The sequence below is a fragment of the Pilimelia anulata genome (assembly GCF_014647895.1).
GTDB classification, from domain to species: domain Bacteria; phylum Actinomycetota; class Actinomycetes; order Mycobacteriales; family Micromonosporaceae; genus Pilimelia; species Pilimelia anulata.
The window spans coordinates 628,238-644,377 of record NZ_BMQB01000001.1 but is presented as its reverse complement, the minus strand read 5'-3'; the positions used below and the strand labels follow the sequence as shown (position 1 = coordinate 644,377).

The 16,140-nt window shown below is 77.6% G+C and carries 14 protein-coding genes; 4 read left to right on the top strand and 10 right to left on the bottom strand.

Annotated elements, in window-relative coordinates:
- Positions 1 to 58: 58 nt before the first annotated feature.
- The gene (locus IEY94_RS02885) at positions 59 to 1,648 is read right to left on the bottom strand and encodes a 2-isopropylmalate synthase (protein ID WP_189168414.1); all 1,590 of its coding nucleotides are present in this window, start codon (positions 1,646 to 1,648) and stop codon (positions 59 to 61) included.
- A gap of 239 nt (positions 1,649 to 1,887) precedes the next feature.
- Between IEY94_RS02885 and IEY94_RS02880 the strand changes: the two genes are divergently transcribed.
- Positions 1,888 to 2,922, top strand: coding sequence for a hypothetical protein (locus IEY94_RS02880; protein WP_189168413.1), 1,035 nt, complete (start codon positions 1,888 to 1,890; stop codon positions 2,920 to 2,922).
- A 132-nt stretch (positions 2,923 to 3,054) separates the two neighbouring features.
- Here IEY94_RS02880 and IEY94_RS02875 read toward each other — a convergent pair whose 3' ends face one another.
- The 4 genes from IEY94_RS02875 to IEY94_RS02860 are packed head-to-tail and all read right to left on the bottom strand — an operon-like array spanning position 3,055 to position 8,080.
- Positions 3,055 to 4,236 (bottom strand): NlpC/P60 family protein, encoded by a 1,182-nt coding sequence (locus IEY94_RS02875; protein ID WP_189168412.1) that lies wholly within the window; start codon positions 4,234 to 4,236, stop codon positions 3,055 to 3,057.
- On the bottom strand, positions 4,233 to 4,715 hold the full coding sequence (locus tag IEY94_RS02870; protein WP_189168411.1) for a poly-gamma-glutamate biosynthesis protein PgsC/CapC: 483 nt from the start codon (positions 4,713 to 4,715) through the stop codon (positions 4,233 to 4,235). Before IEY94_RS02870 ends, IEY94_RS02875 begins: the two co-directional genes overlap by 4 nt.
- A gap of 3 nt (positions 4,716 to 4,718) precedes the next feature.
- The gene (pgsB, locus tag IEY94_RS02865; protein ID WP_189168410.1) at positions 4,719 to 5,987 is read right to left on the bottom strand and encodes a poly-gamma-glutamate synthase PgsB; all 1,269 of its coding nucleotides are present in this window, start codon (positions 5,985 to 5,987) and stop codon (positions 4,719 to 4,721) included.
- The gene (locus tag IEY94_RS02860; RefSeq protein ID WP_189168409.1) at positions 5,987 to 8,080 is read right to left on the bottom strand and encodes a HAMP domain-containing protein; all 2,094 of its coding nucleotides are present in this window, start codon (positions 8,078 to 8,080) and stop codon (positions 5,987 to 5,989) included. The genes pgsB and IEY94_RS02860 overlap by 1 nt, the downstream gene beginning before the upstream one ends.
- 208 nt (positions 8,081 to 8,288) lie before the next feature.
- Here IEY94_RS02860 and IEY94_RS02855 point away from each other — a divergent pair, with 208 nt between their 5' ends.
- Entirely contained in the window at positions 8,289 to 8,483 is a 195-nt protein-coding gene (locus IEY94_RS02855) for a hypothetical protein (protein WP_189168408.1), read from the top strand.
- 12 nt (positions 8,484 to 8,495) lie between these two features.
- Here IEY94_RS02855 and IEY94_RS02850 read toward each other — a convergent pair whose 3' ends face one another.
- Both IEY94_RS02850 and IEY94_RS02845 read right to left on the bottom strand, forming a co-directional pair.
- A complete protein-coding gene (locus IEY94_RS02850) occupies positions 8,496 to 9,572 on the bottom strand; it encodes a prephenate dehydrogenase/arogenate dehydrogenase family protein (RefSeq protein ID WP_189168407.1) in 1,077 nt (358 codons plus the stop codon).
- A 631-nt stretch (positions 9,573 to 10,203) separates the two neighbouring features.
- Complete coding sequence (locus IEY94_RS02845; protein ID WP_189168406.1) at positions 10,204 to 10,836, bottom strand: lytic polysaccharide monooxygenase auxiliary activity family 9 protein; 633 nt, start codon at positions 10,834 to 10,836, stop codon at positions 10,204 to 10,206.
- 250 nt (positions 10,837 to 11,086) lie between these two features.
- Here IEY94_RS02845 and IEY94_RS02840 point away from each other — a divergent pair, with 250 nt between their 5' ends.
- Together IEY94_RS02840 and IEY94_RS24205 are read left to right on the top strand one after the other, a co-directional pair.
- Complete coding sequence (locus IEY94_RS02840; RefSeq protein WP_189168405.1) at positions 11,087 to 11,242, top strand: hypothetical protein; 156 nt, start codon at positions 11,087 to 11,089, stop codon at positions 11,240 to 11,242.
- Positions 11,243 to 11,386: 144 nt separating this feature from the next.
- Positions 11,387 to 11,491: an RCC1 domain-containing protein gene (locus IEY94_RS24205; protein WP_189168796.1), complete on the top strand. Its 105-nt coding sequence runs from the start codon at positions 11,387 to 11,389 to the stop codon at positions 11,489 to 11,491.
- Positions 11,492 to 11,618: 127 nt separating this feature from the next.
- On the opposite strand, the gene IEY94_RS02830 is transcribed toward IEY94_RS24205, so the two are convergent.
- From IEY94_RS02830 to IEY94_RS02820, 3 genes are all read right to left on the bottom strand, one after another.
- Positions 11,619 to 11,987, bottom strand: a complete 369-nt coding sequence (locus IEY94_RS02830; protein ID WP_189168404.1) for a hypothetical protein — start codon at positions 11,985 to 11,987, stop codon at positions 11,619 to 11,621.
- 844 nt (positions 11,988 to 12,831) lie between these two features.
- Positions 12,832 to 14,400: a glycosyltransferase family 2 protein gene (locus IEY94_RS02825; RefSeq protein WP_189168403.1), complete on the bottom strand. Its 1,569-nt coding sequence runs from the start codon at positions 14,398 to 14,400 to the stop codon at positions 12,832 to 12,834.
- The gene (locus tag IEY94_RS02820) at positions 14,397 to 15,812 is read right to left on the bottom strand and encodes a glycosyltransferase family 4 protein (protein WP_189168795.1); all 1,416 of its coding nucleotides are present in this window, start codon (positions 15,810 to 15,812) and stop codon (positions 14,397 to 14,399) included. Before IEY94_RS02820 ends, IEY94_RS02825 begins: the two co-directional genes overlap by 4 nt.
- Positions 15,813 to 16,140: the final 328 nt, after the last annotated feature.

Genomic DNA, 16,140 nt, shown 5'->3' with positions numbered 1-16,140 from the left:
TGCGGGCGCGCGCGCCCGCACCCCGGGTGTGGCTGGGTGTGCGAGTGGGGAGGTGCGGTTACCGGGTGCGGCGGGTGGCCGCCGAGAGCGCCCGGGTGTAGGCGAGGCCGGCGGCCTCGATGATGTCGGTGGCCACGCCCTGCCCGGCGCCGGTGACCCGCTCGCCGCTGGCCACGCCGGGCATCTCGCCGGCCACCGCGGAGCCGGGGTCGCCGATCTCCAGGACGACGCTGACCTCGCCGAGCGCGTCCTGGCCCTCCGACACCGACTCGATCCGGAAGTCGCGCAGCCGGGCGTCCACGCCGGTGGCGGCGTTGATCGCCCGGAACACGGCGTCGATCGGGCCGTCGCCGGTGGAGGTGCCCTCGACGCCGACCCCGTCCGGGGTGGCGACGCCGACGGTGGCGACCGGCGGCCGGCTGGACGAGGCGACGACCTCGAACCGCTCCAGCGTGTACCCGGAGGCGTCGCTGCGCAGCTCGTCGGTCAGCAGCGCCTCCAGGTCCGAGGCGGTGACCTGCTTCTTCTTGTCGGCCAGCTCCTTGAACCGCTTGAACGCGGTGTTCAGCTCCGGGCCGTCCAGCTCGTGCCCCAGCTCGGCCAGCGCGTTGCGCAGGGCGTGCCGGCCGGAGTGCTTGCCCAGGACGACCGAGTTGGCGACCAGGCCGATCGACCGGGCGTCCATGATCTCGTACGTCGACCGCTCCTTGAGCACGCCGTCCTGGTGGATGCCGGACTCGTGGGCGAACGCGTTGCGGCCGACGACCGCCTTGTTCGGCTGGAGCGCGTACCCGGTGAGGCGGCTGACCAGCCGGCTGGTCTTGGCGATCTCGGTGGTGACCACGTCGCAGTGCAGGCCGAGGGTGCTGCCGCGGGTGTGCAGCAGCATCACGAACTCCTCCAGCGCGGCGTTGCCGGCGCGCTCGCCGATGCCGTTGATCGCCGTCTCCACCTGCCGGGCGCCGGCCAGGGCGCCGGCCAGCGAGTTCGCCACCGCCAGGCCCAGGTCGTCGTGGCAGTGGGTGGAGAGCACCGCGCGGCGCAGGTCGGGGAGCAGCTCGTACAGCGCGGTCAGGTACGCGGCGTACTCGCCGGGCACGGCGTAGCCGACCGTGTCCGGGACGTTGATCGTGGTGGCGCCCTCGTCCAGCGCGATCTGCAGCACCTCGGCGGTGAACTCCAGGTCGGCCCGGGTGGCGTCCATCGGCGAGAACTCGACGTCCGGGCAGTGCGCCTTGGCCCTGGCCACGGACTCGCGGGTCAGCTTCTTGACGTCGTCCCGGCTGGACCGGAGCTGGTGCTCGATGTGGATGTCCGAGGTGGAGACGAACGTGTGGATGCGCGGGCGCTCGGCGTCCCGCAGCGCCTCCCAGGCGCGGTCGATGTCCTGCGGGTTCGCCCTGGCCAGGGCGGCGATCGTGGGCCCGTGCACCTCGCGGGCGATGCCCCGGACGGCCTCGAAGTCGCCCGGCGAGGCGATCGGGAAGCCGGCCTCGATGATGTCGACGTTCAGCCGGGCGAGCTGGTGGGCGATCTCCAGCTTCTCGGCGGCGTTCAGCGAGATGCCGGGCGACTGCTCGCCGTCGCGCAGGGTCGTGTCGAAGATCAGGACGCGCCCGGCGTCGGGCGCGGAAGGATTGTTGGACATAGCGCTGCCACGTCTCCCTGTGGAGTGGGTTTGCTTCGACTATTCGCTCCGGATATGCGGCATGCGGCCGCCACGCATTACTCCCCCCGAGGGGGGAGGATCAGAAGTCGAAGCTGGAGCAGCACAAACGCACCGTAGCACCGCCCCTACCGGCGGACAAGCAGCTTCACCCCATTCGCTGGCGGCAATCACCCGCGGCACGCTGCCGACCGGGCCGCCGCGGACTACCATGGTTGTCGATGTCTGCCTCGGTATCGCACCTGTCCGCCCCGGCCGGCCCCACCCCGGCCGGTCCTGTCCCGGCCGGTCCTCTCCGGTCCGGGCCGGTCCGGGCCGGTCCCGGCCCGGCGGCGCGGCCGGTGCGCCGCGGCGCCGCGCTGGTGCTGGTCGCGGCCCTGCTCGCCGGCTGCGGCGGGGCCCGGCCGGACACCCGGTTCAGCCCGCCGACCGCCCGCCCCGACGCGGGCGAGGCGCCCGAGCGGGTCGTCGCCTCGCTCACCGCCGACCTGTCCGCGGACGGCCCGTACCGGGCGCCGACCGCCGCCGAGTCGCGCCGCGCGGCCGCCGCGTTCGGCGGCCTGCTCGCCGGCGCGCGGGCGCCGGGCGGGCTCGCCGACCTCGGGTACGTCGCCGGCGCGCACACCGACCCGGCGACCGGCCGCCGGTACGCGCTGCTGCGCCCGCCGGCCGGCGACCGGCGCGGCTGGCCGAGCGTGCTCGCGTACGCCGACGCCCCGCCGACCGTGCTGGTCGAGGCCCCGCACCCGCGCGCCGACCTGGGCAGCGAGGTGATCGCCGCCCGGCTGGCCGCCGCCGCGCCGCGGGCGATGCTGCTGGTCGCCGGCGCGCACCGGGACGCCGCCGGCGGCCGGGCCGACGTCGCGCACGAGCGGGGATCCCTGTTCCACACCCTCGCCGCCCGGGCCGCCGCGGCCCGGCTGCCGCAGGTGCAGGTGCACGGGTACGCCGACGCCAGCCTGCCCGGCGTGGACGCGGTGGTCTCCACCGGCGCGACGGTGGTCGCGGTGACCGACCCGGCGCCCCGGGTGGTGGCGGCGCTGGCCGGTACCGGCCTGCGGGTCTGCGCGGCGTGGCAGCGCCGGTGCGGCGACCTGGAGGGCCGGACGAACGAGCAGGGCCGGGCGGCCCGGGCCGCGGGCGCGGCGTTCGTCCACCTCGAACTGAGCCGCTCCGTCCGCGAGAACCCGGCCCGGCTGGACCGGGTGATCACCGCCCTGGCGCCGATCCTCGCCGACCTGCGCCCACCGGCCTGACAAGCGCGTCGGCGGCGACCGGCGGCAACGGCCCGGCAAGCCCGGCCCGGTGCGCGGTCGGCGGGGCCGGCCATCCGCCCGCCGGGGCGCGCCGAGCCCCCTCGGCAGCGGCCGGCCCGCCGGAGCCCGTCGTCAGAGGCGGCGGATCGCGCGCAGGGAGCGGGCGTAGTGGCCGCCGCCGTCCAGCTCGGCGCGGCCGCCCGTGTCGCCGAACGTCGGGCCGTCGGCGCGCGACCGGCTGGCCGCGAAGCGCGGCCGCCCGTTGTCGTCCGGGCCCAGGTAGATGCCCACCCGGGTGATCGCCGTACCGGCCGGGCCGTCGGCGAACAGCACCAGGTCGCCCTCCTGCAGCGCGCCCAGCGACGGCGGGCCCGAGCGGTCCCGGGCGACCAGCGTGCCGCTGCCGCGGGCGGCGATCCCGGCCGCGGTGCGCGGCAGGCCGCCGGTGCCGGTGTCGGCGCGGCTGCGCAGCCGCAGGCCGAGCCGGTACCCGTAGACCAGCCGGACGAAGCCGGGGCCGTCGACGTTGCCGTACCGGCCGTCGGTCGGCTGCCGGGTCGCGCCGTCGGGGAACGACCACGGGACGCCGAGGTAGTCGTGGAAGTCGGGGCTCTCGGCCCGGCCGTCGCCGTCGTCGTCGGCCGGCGCCCGGTACGCGGCGTCCCCGGCGAACCGGACCCCGGCGCGGTCGCGCTGCTCCGGGGCGCCGTCGAGGTACTGGGCGACGACGTCGAGCACGTCCGGCGAGCGGTCGTCGCGGGCCCGGGCGAACCAGTCGGCGAACCAGCCGGTCCGGTACGCGGTCGCCCGCCACGGCCGCGGCAGCAGCCGCACCCGGGCGTCGGTGTGCACCGTGCGCGGGGTGAGCCGCGGCTCGGTGAACCGCCGCGGCGGCCCGGTCAGCCGGACGGTGCGGGAGCCGTCGGTAAGCACGGCGACCACCGCGCCGCCGGCCGCCCGGACCACGGTGCGGGCCGGGTCGGTCAGCCGGTCGTAGGTGTACCCGTCGCCGCCCGGCGCGGTCGGCACGGGCCCGGCGGCGCGGTGGCCGACCGGCCGGCGGACGAAGCCGACGACGCTCGCGGTACCGAGCAGCAGCGCCGCGACGACGACCACGACGGTGCCGAACCGCTCGTCGACGGCGGGTCGCGCGGGCGGGACGGCCACCGCGGGGTGCGGGCGCGGCTCGACGGTCGGCGCGGCCGCCCGGCCGGCGTGCCGGCCGCGGCCGGGGTTGCTGGTAGGCGCGGCGTCGGGCATTGCGGCGGCGGGGTGGGCCGGGCCGTGGCGGTCGACCGGGGTGGGGTGGCTCATCGGCCCGGCGCCAGGCCGAAGAGGATGCCGCCGGCCAGCCCGGCGAACGTGATCCCGGAGACGATCACCACCGCGGCCAGCGTGGGCACCGGCGGCTGCCGCAGGAGCTGGTAGCTGATCAGGCCGGGGGCGATGAAGCCGAGCGTCTGGTGCTCGAACAGCAGCGGCAGGTCCCGCTGGATCAGCAGGTACAGCGAGAGTTGCAGCACCACGCCGAGCAGCACCACGGCGGCGAACAGCCGCTTGCCGTACAGGATGGTGACCCGCTGCACGGCCTTCGTGGCGAGGTACGTGAGCACGGTCATCCCGGCGATCACCAGCGTCTGCCGGTACTCGGTGAGCACCGACACCGCCACCCAGCCGGGCGTGATCATGCCGCCGGGCGACAGGTTGGTGGCCAGGTAGCAGACCAGGGCGAAGATCAGGCCCAGGCCGAGGCCGATGGCGGCGAGCTGGGGGCTGACGGCCGTACCGAACATGGGTTACCGACTCCTCATCGCGAGCGACTGCGCGGACCGCTGCCGGGGCGCCGCGGCGGGCGCCGCGCCCTCGGACGCCGGCGGCGCGGCGTCGGCCGGCGGCAGCCCGGCCAGTTGGGCGAGCAGCACCTCGCCCTGTCCGTGGATGTTGCCGACGGCGACCATCGCCGCGTCGCCGCGCAGGTCGCGCAGCACCGCGTCGCGCAGGTCGGGCCCGGTGCGCCGGCCGCCGAGGTCGAGCACCCGGTCGTGCCAGGCGGCGCCGATGGTGGACCGGGCGCTGCGGGTGGGGTCGCCGATGAGGACGACCCGGTCCGGGTCCAGCTCCTCGATCAGCGTGCCCATCTGGGCGTTGCGCTCCATCCGGTCCGGCCGGCAGTTGATCACGACGTGCAGCGGGCCGGCGATCAGGTCGCGGTCCTGCATGAGCCGGATGTTGTCCAGGGTGGACTGCGGGTCGTTGGCGGCGAAGACGTTGGCGAAGGCGAGCACGCCGCTGTCGAGGGCGTACCGGGAGACGGTCAGCGCGCCGGGGTCCGGCGGCGCGGCCCACATGCCGGCCAGCGCCGCCCGCCGCGGCACGCCGAGCAGCTCGGCGACCTTGAGCGCGATGGCGACGTTGTCCTTGAACGTGATCCAGTGGAACCGGGCCAGCTCCTCGTCGCTGACCGTCTCCGGGTCGACGGCGACGAGCGTGCAGTCGCGGCGGGCGGCCTCGCGTTCGAGCAGCGCCAGCCGCTCCCGCTCGGCGGTCACGCACACCCCGCCGACCGGCATCGACCGGCTGAGCGAGCGGGCGATGTCGTCCAGCGTCGGGCCCATCTCCTCGACGTGGTCCTCGCGGACGTTGCACAGCACGCCGATGTTCGACTGGATGAGCTTCTCCTGGTTCAGCTCCTGGAGCGCGGGCATCACGGCCATGCACTCGATGACGACGGTGTCCGGGAAGTAGGCGGCCGCCCGGCGGATGATGCCGATCTGCTCGACCACGTTGGCGATGCCGAACTTGCGGTGCACCGGCTCCTCGGAGCCGTCCGGGAAGATCAGCCGGGCCGCCGTACCGGTCGTCTTGGCGACGACGACCTGGCCGCCGCCGCGCAGCGCCCCGGCGCACAGCCGGGTGATCGAACTCTTGCCGCGGATGCCGTTGACCAGGACCCGGTGCGGGATCAGCCGCAGGTTGCGGAAGTGCCGGCGCTGCTCCCGGACGCCGGCGATCAGCAGGCCGAGGCTCGCGGTGGCGAGGATGACGAACAGGACGCGGATGACCATCAGCGGTGCCCCCGCCCGGTCAGCGCGGCGTGCCGCGGGGCCACGGTCGGCAGGACGACGGTGATGTCCGGTCCGTCCGGGCGCAGCCGCGGCGAGCCGCCGAGCCGCGGGTCGCCGTCCACGGTGGCCTGCCGCCACACCTCCAGGCAGACGGCCAGCGCGCCGATCTCGTCGAACCGCGGCGGCGTGATCGGCGTGCGGGTGTCGCCGTCGGCGAGCCGGACGGCGGCCGCGCGCAGCCGGCGCAGCGGCAGCACGATCACGAAGAGTTGCCAGAGCAGCAGGCCGGTGGCCACGGCGGCGACGGCCGCGGCGACCATCCGGGCCGCGCGCCGGGCCTCGGTGGCGGGCAGCCGCAGCGCCGACACCGGCGCGACGGCGACGGCCGCCCAGCGCAGGTCGGGCAGGCGCGGGTCGCGCCAGGCCGTCGCGGTGAGCACCCGGCCGTCCCGGGTGATCCGGGTGGGCTGCTCGGCGCCGCGGTCGGCGGCGGCCGCGGCGGCGCGCGGCGCGGCGCCGTCGAGGGCGGTGAAGGCGATGTACCCGTCGGTGTCCAGGATGGTCCGCTGCCGGTCGTCGACCACCCGGATCCGGCCGTCGGCGCGGCCCAGGTGGTCGATCAGCCGGCGGACGTCGTACTCGGCGGCGAGGAACCGGCCCGACGGGAGCTGGACCTGGGCGTACAGGGCGGGGCGGTTGCCCACCCGCGGGTCGAGGCGCACGCCGTCGCGCGGGTTGTCCAGCCCGGCGGGCCGGTACGGCTCGGCGCCGGAGGTGAGGGAGCGGCGGCCGTCCGGCTCGGTGAGGTACGCGCTGCGCAGGCCCGGTTCGGCGGCGCGCAGCCGGTCCAGCAGCGGGCCGCCCCGGTTGTCGGCGGGCCAGGCGGCGGCGGTCCGGGCGAGCGCCTCCCGGCCGCGGACCAGGTTCTCCCGGAGCGCGAACTGCGCCCCGGTGGCCCGGTTGCGGACATCGGCGAGCAACTGCTGGGAGACGGTGTCGGGCTGCCGGGCGTACGCCCGCAGCAGCACGGCGGCGCCGGCCAGCGCGCAGCCGGCGGCCAGCGCGACCACGACGGCGGCGGGCAGCCCGCGGCCGCGGGCGTGCAGCGAGCCGACCACCCGCAGGATGCGCGCGCCCTCGGCCAGCCGGGCGGCCGACCGGGACGGGGCGGCGGCGCCGCAGGCCCGGGCGCGGAGTACCGCGAGCAGGTCGCGCAGGGGCCGGATCAGCCCCCCGTACAGCAGCAGCCAGACCAGCGCGGCCACCCCGAGCCCGCCGGCGGCGACCCACCACGCGGCGGGCAGCGCGACCCGCCGGGCGGCGGGGACCTGGAGCAGCGAGGCGACGTGGTCGCCGGTCTCGCCGATCGGGGCGACGGTCACCAGCGGGGTGCGGGTGCCGAACGGGGTGTGCGCGCCGGTCCCGGCCCGGGTGGCGGGGGCGGCGGCCGCGCGCTGGTCGGCGACGGCGGCGCGCAGCAGCCCGGCCCACGGCTCCCGCTCGGGGACGACCGGGCCGCGGGTCTGCACCGGCGTGCCGGTGGCGTCGGTGACGACGACCGTCTGCCCGGTCTCGGGCGCGAGGTCCAGCGGCCGGGTCGGCAGCGGGCGGACGGCGGTGAGCACCCGCCCGCCGGGCAGCGGCAGGTGGGCGACGACGCCGTCGCGGCCGGCGGCCACCCGGCGGTCGGCGGCGCCGGGGTCCTGCGGCACCGCGCGGCCGGCGGCCGCCTCGGTGCGCCGGGTCGCGGGGCGCCAGACGGCGGCACCGGCCCAGCCGCTCCCCCGGGCGGCGGCCACGGCGGCGGGGGCGGCGGCGTCGGCGGTGGCCGCGGCGAGCGCGTCGACCTCCCGCCGGACGGCGGCGTCCAGGCCGCGGGCGACGTCGGCGAGCAGCGCCTCCTGCGAGGCGGCGACGGCGGCGTTGGGGTCGCTGGTACCGGCGCGGTGCAGCAGGCCCGCGCCCACGACGGCGAGCAGCGCCAGCGCGCCGGCGCCCACGGCGGCGGGCACGGCGATGCCGGCGGGGAAGGACGGGTGCGGCAACTGCCGGTCCAGGCACGTCTGCCGCCACGCGAGCACCGATGCGGACATCGCCGGGTGCCTCCCCTGCCGACCGCGGGGACCGGCCCGGGCGGGGGTGGCCCGGGCGGCGCGGTCTCGGGGTCGGCCTTGCCCATACTCATGGGTTTTGATGCCCCGGACGGGTCGCGGCGTGACCGGGACCACGCGGCGGGGTTGGCCGGGGCGGGGTCGGGGTACCGGTGCCGCACCCTGTACCGACGACCCCTGGTGGTGAATTATGTTCGCGATTCTCGCCGCCGTCCTGTTCGGCATCGCGGCCATCGTGCAGTTGTTCGGCCTGCGCCTCGGCGGTCCGCTGGGCGCCGGCCCGCTGACGACGCTCGGCCTGCTCTGCGTGGCGCTGCACCTGGCCGGCGTCGGCGCCGGCTGGCGTGCGGGCCGCCGCGGTGGCGGCGGCGGCCGCCGCTGGTGACGCGCGCCGGCGTCAGGCCGTCGTGACGTAGGTGTACGTGACCGCGTCGGCGTCCGTCGCGCAGGCGGTGAGGTAGCCGCCGGCCGCGCCGACGCGGTCCAGCAGCGCCCGCTCCGGGCCCTCGTCGCCGGCCCGCGGGAAGCGCGCGGTCGCCACCGACGCCGTGCCGGTGCCGGTGCCGGTGCCGGTGCCGGTGCCGGTGCCGGTGCCGGTGCCGGTGCCGGTGCCGGTGCCGGTGCCGGTGCCGGTGAGCATGGCGTGTGCGGTGTCGAACAGCTCCCGCACGCCCGCGTCGTCGTCGGCCGCCAGCCGCTCGTCGGCCGCGGCGAGCACGCCCCGCAGCCGATCCAGGGCGCGTCGGACGGCCGCCCGGTTCTCCCACACCATCGCCGCGCTGCGGTACGGCGCCGCCGCCGCCGACCGGGTGCCGCGGGCGAAGCTGCCCGCCGCCAGCCGGGCGGCCAGCGCCGCGTGCGGATCGGTCGCCGCGGTACCGGCCAGCGCGGCGGCGAGCAGGTGCGGCAGGTGCGACACCAGCGCCGCGGCCTCGTCGTGCGCGGCCGCCCCCACCGGGACGACCCGGGCGTCGAGGTGCCGGGTGAGCAGGCCGGCGAGCGCCCGGAACGCGGCCAGCCCGGCCTCCGGCGCGCACAGCACCCAGGACGCGCCGACGAGCATGTCCGGCGCGGCGTCGGCGAACCCGGCCCCGCGGCTGCCGGCCATCGGGTGCCCGCCGACGAACCGGGCGGCGGCGTCGCGCCCGGCGGCGTGCGCCACGACGGCCGCCTTGACGCTGCCGACGTCGGTGATCAGGCAGTCGGGCCCGGTGTGGGCGAGCGCGGTGTCGAGCAGCTCGGGGCCGGCGCGCAGCGGCCCGGCCAGGACGGCCAGGCCGGCGCCGCGCAGGGCCGCGGCGGCGTCGTCGGCGCAGGCGAGGCCGGCGGCGCGGGCGGCGGCCCGGCTGTCCGGCGCGGGGTCCCAGACGCGGACGTCGAGACCGCGGTCGCGCAGCCGCAGTGCGAGCGAGCCGCCGATCAGACCGGCGCCGAGGACGGCGACGCGCGCGGGTGGTGGGGCATCCGGCAGCACCGGACCAGGATGTCACGCCCACCCACTCCTCCCGCCGCGCGGGGCGGGGCGAGTGGGCGGGGCGAGTGGGCAGGGCGGGGGTGCCGCCCGGGCGGGACGGGCGCAGGCGAGCGGAACGGTCCGGTGATCCGGGCGGTGCGGTGCAGGGCGGGCCGGGGCGAGGCAGTGCGGGCCAGGCCGGGGCGAGGCAGTGCGGTGCAGGGCGGGGCGAGGCAGTGCGGTGCGGGCCGGGCCGGGCGAGGCGAGGCGGTGCAGGGCGAGGCAGGGGCGGGCGGTGCGGGCCGGTGCGAGGCGGTGCGGGCCGGGCCGGGCCGGGCGAGGCGAGGCGAGGCGGTGCAGGGCGAGGCAGGGGCGGGCGGTGCGGGCCGGTGCGAGGCGGTGCGGGCCAGGTGCGGTGGGCCGGGCCGGGTGGGTGGCCGGCAGGGGGAAAGCCGGTCACCCACCCACCGGCCGCGGCGGTCGCGGCGGGCACCCGCTGCCCGCCGGCCACCTCACGTCCCGCGACCGGACCCGGCCGGGCGGCGCCCGGCGGAGCGTGCCCGGTACGCCGCCGGCCGCGTGGCCGGTGCGCCCCGCCGTCGGCGGGGCCGTGCTGAATGGTGGTGTGCGTGCTCAGTGGTGCTGTGCGTGCTCAGTGGTGGTGTGCGTGCTCCGCCGCGGCGACCGGCGCCGCCGGGGCGGGGTGGGCGGCGCAGCCGGCGGCCGGGGCGCCCGCGTCGACCGGGACGGGCGCGGCGGCGATACCCGCCTCGGCGCTGACGTCCAGGTCGACGCAGTTGTAGAAGGCATTGACGGTGTCGGCGATGTTCCACCGCGCCAGCACCTTCTGCCGGCCGGTGTACCCGGCGAGGCTGACGTGGTGGGTCATCGTGGCCTGGGCGGGCTTGCCCTTGTCGTCGAAGACGGCGATGCGCTTGCCGCCGATGAAGTACTCCCACGTCGTCGTGGCGTGCCGGGCGGTGATCTTCCAGGTGAAGGTTGCCTGCTGGCCGACCTTCGCCGCCGGCCACGGGCGGCTGTCGTCGTTCAGCTCGGCGAACCGGGCCCCGTTCCCGTTGCAGGACATCGCGCCCTTGGGGGCCTCGACGCTCTGCGGTTCCCAGACGATGTCGCCGCAGCCGGCCATGGCCTTGCTGGCGCAGTTGGCCTGGCGGCTGGGCGGGGTGAGGACGTAGCCGTGGGCGAGGGCGGGCGGTACCGCCACGAACAGGGACACGACCACCGCGGCGGTGGTCAGCAGTGGCAGCAGAATGCGTCGTCGCATGGGGTCTTGCTCCTCCGGAGTACGGCGGCGGTGCAGGAGTGGGTGCGACGCGGTGAAGCCGCCACTTCACCGTTGCCCGAGCGTACGACCGGGTGCCCGGCCGGGCCAGGAGACGCAAGGAAAAATTAAGCCGGTCAATGTTTCACATCCCCGGGCGCATTCCGGCGACCGGACACGCGACGCCCTCGGGGCGCGAGCGGCACGAATCCGTCAACGTCAATGTGCTGTCCGTTCATCCGGAGTCCCGCCCGTGAATCCCATTCCGGGCGGCCGCGCGGCCGACTTCGCCGTCGGCCACCTGTACGGGTTCGGCTCCAATACCACCGGCGCCACCGGCGTCGGCAGCGCCAGCCCCGCCACGACCAGCACGCCGCTGGAGGTCGCCGGCTCGTACCCCGACCGGTAGAGCCCGGTCGTCGCCGAGCAGAGCGCGTGCGGACTGCGCGCCGGCGCGCTGTACCGCTGAGGCCAGAACGACGACGGCCAGGCCGGCCAGGGCGACACCGCCGACTACGACACCCCCAACCAGGTCGGCACCGCGACCAACTGGATCGCGCTGACCGCCGGGACCGCCCACACCTGCGGGGTCCGCGGCACCGGCAGCGCCGGGACGCTGTACTGCTGGGGCGACAACAGCGAGTACCGGCGGCGGTGACACCGATGGCCGGCCCGATATCGGGCCGGCCATCGGTGGGATCCGGTGGGGCGGGTGGCGGGGCACCCACCCGTGCCGGGGCACCCGCCCCACCGGCGCTCAATCGTCCGCGCGAGCGCGGACCGGGTCAGCGGCGCGCGAACGTCTCGCGCAGCGGGCGGCCCTCGCCGTCACCGTCGCCATCGTCGCCGCCGCACTCGACCACGACTGTGCCGGTGAACTGGCCCTCCTCGTCGGGCTGCACGTCGTAGTCGACGACCTCGCACGTCTCCAGGTCCTCGCCGGCCTCCTCGGCCTGCGTGGCGGCGTCCTCGACCGCGAGGTCCAGGGCCTCGTACGGGTCGGCGGCGGTACCGGTGCCGGTGTACTGGCCGAGCGCGGCAACGACCGCGGCGGGGGCCGGCTCGGCGGCGGGCGCGGCGACGGCCGGGGCGGCCAGAACGCCGGCGGCGAGCAGGCCGGCGGCGAGCGCCAGGCACCGGGTGATCGTGGTCATGGGTGTCACTCCTCTGGGACGGAGGAAGAGGCCGGGCGGGGCGCGGCATGCGGGCTGCGCCACGTCCGGCGGAAGGGGCCCAGCGACTATGCGCGGCGGGGGAAATCGTTGACCAATCCCAACAACGCATAAGCGCGGCCTATAGGTGGTCGGCGGAATCCGCCCGCGACCTCCGACGCAATCGGGGGGCTCCCGGTTCCACTTTTCTTGGCGCTGGGTGCATGCGCGGGACCCGTCAGTGATACGTCGCGCGTGCGGGAAAACGGGGTGGGGGCCGAGCGGTGGGCTGTTTGCGGTGTTTCCGTGCGGCAGTTGCGGGTGTTCGCTACGGCGGTTGCGGGTTGTTCGTCGGTGGTGGCGTTGTTGTCCCGGCCGCGACCCACCCGTCGGACGGTCGTGGTGGTCAGCGGCCGTGATAGCGAGCTGCGCCATGGCGGGAGCGGCGCCGGTCGTGCTGGTGGGTGCCGGTCGTGGTTGTGGTGGTGCGGTCGTGGCGCGGGAGGGGCGGGTGCCCCGGCAGGGGCGGTCAGGCTTGATCCCCTGCCGGGGCACCCGCCCCTCCCGCTCGGGCCGTACGCGGTTGCGCTGCGCGGGGCGGGGGCCCGCTTTTCGCGTGGGCTACGCGGTTTCGGGCCACCGGTTTCGGTGCTGCGGCCTGCTGCGCCCGGAATAGGCCGGCTCGGCGGATGCCTTTGCGGCGGCTCCCCTGCCGGAAGGCTCGGACTTCGGATTCGGGTTCGTGGTCGGTCCAGCGTGGAGTCGGCTGCTCGCTATCGGTGGTCGGGGCGAGGCGGTCGACGGATAAGTGAGTCGGGTGAGGGCGGAGATGGGTGGGTTCTGTGTTTCAGCGGCGCAGGTGGTTGGTGGCGCGGGTCAGGAGGCGGCGGGGGGTGGCGGGGACGACCGAGAGCATCACGCGGCCCGAGGGGTCGCGGACCAGGGCGATGGCGTACAGGCGGGGGCCGCTGCGGTGCAGCAGCGGGCGGGGCGGGCGCAGCCGGGGCGCGCGCAGTGCCGCCGCCCCGGCCGCGCCCGGCGCGCTCGCCACCCCGAGCGCGCGGGTGGGGGCGAAGGGGCCCACCTGGGCCGAGACGATGCGGCGGCGGCCCCGGTCGCCGCCGCCGGCGAGCAGGTCGGCGGCCGGGAAGCACAGGCGCAGCGTGGTGCCGGCGGCGTCGGTGGCGACCACGCGAACGTCGGCGGGTACGTCCTCGGCGCCGGCGGTGATCGCGGCGGTGCCGGTGCGGGCGGGGGTGTGCGCGGTGATCGTCAGCTCCCGGCCGCGCGGGCCGGTCCCCCACTCGGCGGCGACGGCGTCGAGCACCGCCGGCCAGTCGGGGCTCGCGGTCACGTCGAAGCAGGCGTCGGGGAGGGTCCCGAAGCCGGGGTACGCGGCGTACCGGCGGCCGTCCGCGGCGACCGTCGCCGGCACGCCCAGCCGGGCGTCGCGGTCGATCACGGCGGCCAGGTCGGCGGCCGTACCGGCGGCGGCGACCGCGAGCCGGATCCGGGTCGGCGCGTTCAGCCGGGCGGCGACCCGCGGGCCGAGGTGCGCCGCGGCGACCCGGCGCACGCCCGCGTGCACCGCCGCCCGGGTGGCCGGGTCGAGGCGGAGGAAGTCGTCGTCGACGAGGCGGGCGACCTCGTGGTCGAACCGGTACGCGAGCACGGCGTCCCGCCGCGGGCCCGGCTCGATCAGGTCGGCGACGAAGGCCAGCGTCGCCTCGACCGCGCGCAGCCGGGCCGCGGGCCGGGACCGGTACGTGATGTTCCCGGCGCCGAGCCGGCGCACCGCGTGGTAGAAGTCGTACCCGGTCAGCACCGAGATCCGCCGCGCCCGGTAGCAGGCCGCCAGGGTGAACGGCAGGTCGCTGGCCAGCGGCAGGCCCTCGGGGTAGCGGATGGCGTACCGCTCCAGCAGCTCCCGCCGGAACAGCTTGGTGTTGGCCAGCGAGCGCGGCAGGGGCGAGTCGAACAGGTCCACGTCGACCGCGTCGCGGGCGAAGATGTCCTGGTAGATGGTGCGGCTGTTGGTGCCGACGACCCGGCCGAGGACCACGTCGGAGCCGTGCGCGTCGGCGGCGGCGACCAGCCGGGCGAGCGCCTCCGGGCCGAGGTGGTCGTCGGCGCCGACGAAGAAGACGTACCGGCCGGTGGCCACGTCCAGCGCCCGGTTGCACGGCCCGGCCGGGCCGCCGGAGTTCGGCTGGTGCAGGACGGTGACCAGGCCGGGGTACCGGCGGGCGAACCGGTCCAGCTCCCGCCCGCTGCCGTCGGTGGAGCCGTCGTCGACGGCGATGACCCGCATCCGGTCCCGGCCGATGGTCTGGTCGACGAGCGAGCGCAGGCACCGGGTCAGGTACGGCATGGTGTTGTACACCGGGACCACGACGTCGACGTCCGGCCCGCTCACGCCGACCCCACCGCCCCGGCACCCGCCGCCCGCCCGCCGGCCGACGGCGTGGCCGCGGACGACGGCGGGGCCGCGGACCCGGGCGGGACGATCGCCGCGGGCGGCGGCGGGGCCGACGAGGGCGGGGCGAGGGTGCGGTACAGGGTCGTCAGGGTCGCCGCCTGGGCGGCCCAGGTCCACTCGGGCAGCAGGCAGTCGGGGCGGTCGTAGGCGGCCCGGTACCGGGCCGGGTCGGCGAGCACCGCGCGGACCGCGCGGGCCAGGCCGGCCGCCGAACGGGCGCGGAACACCTCCCCCTGGCCGGTACGCCGGACCGTGGCGGCCATCGTCCGGACGTCGCTGACGACGATCGGCAGCCGGGCGTGGGCGTACTCGAAGAACTTGGTGATCAGGGCGAGTTCGTGGTTCGGCCAGTGGTGCAGCGGGATCAGGCCGACGTCGGCGGCGGCGAGGTACGGCACGACCGCGTCGTGCGGCACGTACGGCAGCGCGTGCACCCGGTCGGCCACCCCGCGCCGGGCGGCCCGGCCGAGCACCGCGCGCACGTACGGTGCGGCCGGGTCGCCGACGACCAGCGCGAGGTGCACGCCGGGCAGCCGGGGCAGCGCGGCCACCGCCGTGTCGAGGCCGCGCTGGGGCAGCGCCGCGCCGCTGTACACCAGCAGCGGGGTGGCGGGGCCGATGCCGCACTGCCGGCGCAGGTCCGGCGGCGCGGCGGCGGGCCCGGCGGCGAGGTCGGGGGCGTTGAGGACGACCGTCGGGCGGGTGGCGAGCCGGTACTCGCGGCGCATCAGGTCGGCGATCGGGGCGGAGACGGTGACGACGGCGTCGGCCCGGCCGGCGTACTCGCGGGCGTAGCCGCGGTGGGCCGGCAGCCAGCAGGCGTTGTTGCGGCCGGGCTTGACGCCCGGCAGGTACTCGTGCGCGTCCCAGAGCAGCCGCACCGGCCGGCCGACCGCGCGCGCCCGGGCGGCGGCCCGGGCGCCGACGCCGAGCATCCGGACGTCGTGGGCGTGGATGAGGTCCGGGGCGAGGTCGTCGACCACCGGCCCGAACGCCCGCTCGTAGTGCCACAGGCCGGGTTCGAGCCGGCGCCACGCGCGGTCGCCGGCCGCGGCCCGCCAGTACCACACCCGGGCCCGGTCGACCGGGCGCTTGGCCAGCCGGGCCAGCCGCAGCGGCAGCCCGCCGCGGGCGAGCAGCCGCGCCCGCCAGCCGGCGCCGCCGGGCGCGCCGCGGTCGTCGCCGCCGGACAGCGGGAGCAGCAGCAGCCGGGCGGCGCCGAGCCGGCGGGTCCGCGCGGTCGGGCCGGGCGCGCAGCCGAGGACGGTCACGTGCCAGCCGGCGTCGGCCGCCGCCCGGGCCGCCTTCTGCACCCGGGAGTCGCCGTCGACGGCGTTGTCCACCAGCATGACGAGCCGGCCCGGCCGGTCGGGTCCGTGGGATGGCATGGGCGTCCCTCCCGCTGTCGTCCGCCGAGCCGCGGCGAGTGTACGGCAGCCGCGGCCCCGCCGGCCGGCGCGGAGAATCGGCCCGCGGACCCCGCCCGGCGGGCCGCCGGCCGGGGCGCACATCGATGTCCACCTGCGACGACGCGATCCGGGCCGGTGCCGCGCGGGCCCGGCGGCGGGCCGCCGGGCGCCTGCTGCTCGCCCGCCGTACGAACGAATACCACCCGGGATTCACCGGGGCGCCGCGCCGCGTGGCTAGCGTCCCGCCCGTAGTGCTCGGCGGCGGCTC